At 37.6% G+C, this 3,398-nt stretch carries 4 protein-coding genes; 3 read left to right on the forward strand and 1 reads right to left on the reverse strand.

Features of this window, described 5'->3' with window-relative positions; translation table 11 throughout:
- From A9G25_RS11380 to A9G25_RS11390, 3 genes are all read left to right on the forward strand, one after another.
- A partial coding sequence (locus A9G25_RS11380; protein WP_218057617.1) for a hypothetical protein occupies positions 1-577 on the forward strand: 577 nt, incomplete at its 5' end.
- Positions 578-579: 2 nt separating this feature from the next.
- Positions 580-927 carry an immunity 8 family protein gene (locus A9G25_RS11385; protein ID WP_065625501.1) on the forward strand — a complete coding sequence of 116 codons (348 nt, stop codon included), beginning with the start codon at positions 580-582 and terminating at the stop codon, positions 925-927.
- A 339-nt stretch (positions 928-1,266) separates the two neighbouring features.
- Positions 1,267-2,607 carry a VENN motif pre-toxin domain-containing protein gene (locus A9G25_RS11390; RefSeq protein ID WP_065627013.1) on the forward strand — a complete coding sequence of 447 codons (1,341 nt, stop codon included), beginning with the start codon at positions 1,267-1,269 and terminating at the stop codon, positions 2,605-2,607.
- A gap of 14 nt (positions 2,608-2,621) precedes the next feature.
- Here the strand turns inward: A9G25_RS11390 and A9G25_RS11395 are convergent, their stop codons facing one another.
- Entirely contained in the window at positions 2,622-3,263 is a 642-nt protein-coding gene (locus tag A9G25_RS11395) for an IS3 family transposase (protein ID WP_065625519.1), read from the reverse strand.
- Positions 3,264-3,398: the final 135 nt, after the last annotated feature.

Raw genomic sequence — 3,398 nt, forward strand, 5'->3', positions numbered from 1 at the left:
AAATACTGAATCTTTATTAGAATTAAATACTGTTTTAAGTCGACTTGGTGCTAAAAGTTCAAATAAGCAATTCCAAGATTTTATAAAAGAAAAAGTTGAGAATAATGTAGCAAAATCACAAAAAGGTAATAAATCAAGTAAGTTTGGCGAGCATGTAAAAAATGAAAATCAGATTACTGAAAATTGGAATAATACCAATCAGGCTCATAATGTTGCTAACTCATCAAAATTAAAAGATAATTTAACAAACGAGAATTTAAACAATATAGCTAAACAAGATCCAAGATTATCTGCTGTAGTAAAAGGGGGAAATAGAGAGTTAAATTATGGTGTAGGTACTGGTACGTCAGCTGAAGCAAATAAATTAGGAATGATATGGGTTGGTGATGGAGCTAAACAAACGTCTAATGGTGGATGGATTAGTGCTGATGGGACGAGAGGATATCGACCTCCATCCAGTAAACCTAACAGCCCTTATGCTGAAACGGGTGTTCAAGCTAATTTTGAAACATATAAATTTGATGTTGATGGTAAGAGAATAAAAGTAGGTAATGGGCATTTAAATATCAAGGACTAAAAATGAAAATATTATTAAAATCGGTGGGTTCCATAGATTATGACCCAGTTATATATTTTCCTGAAGAAGAAAACCTTTTTGGAATAACATTAACTTTATCTATAGGTCCAGATAATGAAATTGGTAGTGAGTATTTTGAACTGTTTGTATGTACGCCCGAATGGTTGTGTAAGCATCAATGGTTACCAGTATTGATTCGTCATATGTTAATAGTTAGAAAATATGATTTTGAGGAAATAAAAGACACAATAAATAAATATATTGAGATGTGTACTTGTGATACTTGGTTGGAAACAGCCCAAAAACTTTCAAGGTATTTTGCTTGGGAATATGAAGATTATAAACTCTAGTAAATAATGATAAAGTTCCTATCTAAAATTGATGTGGTAACTCAAATTTAACCATACAATCCAAACACTATATTAGTGTATTTTTTATTAAAAAAGTGGCAGTTAATACTGTCACGAAATTCGATAATTAAATTTTTTATTACTAATTTTAACTTAACATGTATTTTAGTGATTATTATTTTTATGCGCCATTGTAGTAAATAAAGCCTACTTGCTATATTGTTTATAGTGTCATATATCTCTATTCAAAATAAAAAATACATTAAGTTATTATTTTTTACTCACAAAAAATTAGTCAGAAAAGCGATTGATTTTATTTGATTTTTCTTGGTGTTTTTTATGCTAGCCGTGGCGGTGATAGCCTCAGAAGCGAAAGACAAGAGCCAAAACCGCCTTGACACCGGCACAATCAGCTTTAGTGATATCGAAAACAAAGCGGACTACCAAGTCAGTAGCAGCAGTGCAGGGGTAAGCTCTAGCGGCATGCCATCGATGCCAACCAGTCGCAATAAAAACGAAAGCGAACATTCGACGACGCATTCAGCGGTATCGGAAGGGACGATAATTATCCGCAATAAGGATGCTCAAAAACAAGATATCAACGAATTAAGCCATGATACTGAGCAAGCGAATAACGAGCTCAAACACATTTTTAACAAACAAAAAGAGCAAGACATCATCGACCAAACGCATTTAGTGAGTGAAATTGGTGGTGAAACGTTAACGATGCTTAATCATATAGACCGGATAAGAGCCGAATCCAAGGCAAAAGAAGCGGTTGAAAAGGAAAAAGAGAAAAGTAAAAACAAGGGACTAACAGAAGAAGAGCAACAAAAAATCTACGAAGACGCCTACAAAGAATCGATGAATCAAGGCATGTCAGCGATGGGCAGTGACACCCGTCAAGGCATTGACATGGCGGTTAGCCTCATCAACGGTTTAATCAGTGGTGACATGACAGGGGCTGCCGCAGGGGCACTTGCACCAAAAATTGCGACTATTATCAAACAACAGACCGAAGGAAACACCCTCGCCAACACCGTCAGCCATGCCATACTCGGTGCGGTGGTAGCCGAGCTACAAGGCAACTCTGCTCTAGTGGGTGGCTTAGGTGCTGCTGCAAGTGAACGTGGTGCTGAGGTTATCATGGGTATTCTTTACCCAGGTAAAACAGTAGCGGAATTATCACAAGAAGAAAGACAACAAATCAGCGCCCTATCACAACTAGCGACAGGTCTTGCAATAGCCGCTGCCGGTGGTGATATCCAAGATATCAATACAGGCGTTGCGGCAGGGAAAAATGCGGTTGAGAATAATGGATTAAGTTGGGGTGATGGTGGATTTGGTGGCGATTTTATTGGTCTTTCACCTGAAACACGGGCAAATTATGAAGGTATCCTCCATGCCTCAGCAGCAGGTTATTTAACTCAAGAAGAAACAGAGGAAGCACTAGAAAGGCTCATAACAGGTAAAGATATGCCTAATGGTAGCGATTATGTTGAACTCTGGATGCGAGCCCCAGAGCAAATAGGTGCATTTTTACCAGGGCCAATTAGTGCCGCTATGGCGGCACTTGCTATGGCTGATAAGTCTTTAACCGACACTGACAAAGCTGATTTGATTTCAGTATTAAATAAAGCTACAGGTGATTATTTATCTGGTGCAGATACTGAATCTTGATCCTCGCCAAAATATTAGACAGTGCCCGCCTCTATCATTTTTTCGTTTTGGTAATATTGTTGTTCATATTGTTCAGGTGATACCCAGCCATTGGCTGAATGACGGCGTATCCGATTATAATAGATTTCAATATATTCAAATAGTGCTTTATTAGCCTGCTTCCTCGTTTTGTAGTAACAGTCATGAATAATATGTGTTTTGAGTGTATGAAAAAAACTCTCAACAACCGCATTATCAAAGCAGTTGCCTCTTCGACTCATGCTTTGCCTTAGCCCATATTGTAACAATAATTGCTTGAAATCAGCACTGCAATATTGGCTTCCTTGGTCACTATGAATGAGTACATTTTTAGGAAAGTGACGCCGAAATAAAGCTTGTTTTAATGTATTACACACTAAATGGCGGTCTATGTAGCGACTGGTTTGCCTAGCAATCACTTTTCGTCCATATAAATCGATAATCACCGACAAATATAACCAACCTTCACCCGTTTTAATATAAGTAATATCGGTTACCCATGTTTTATTAGGTTTATCAGGATTAAATTGCCTATCTAACGTGTTGGGCGCAATATTGTGATGAGCCTTGTCTGTTTTATGCTTGAATTTACGTGCTGCTTTACTCCGTAATCCCAATTGTTGCAAAACACGGCTAATTGTCCTTTATGAAACTTGATAGCCTGCTTCTCTTGCATCATGAAGCAGGCTTGGCGCACCCAAACGGGCTTTATGTTGCCAATACTGCTTTTGGATATACTCGCTGAGTTTAACTGATTTGTTTGCTCTTTTTAA

The sequence above is a fragment of the Gilliamella sp. Bif1-4 genome, assembly GCF_001690535.1.
Lineage (GTDB): Bacteria > Pseudomonadota > Gammaproteobacteria > Enterobacterales > Orbaceae > Gilliamella > Gilliamella bombi.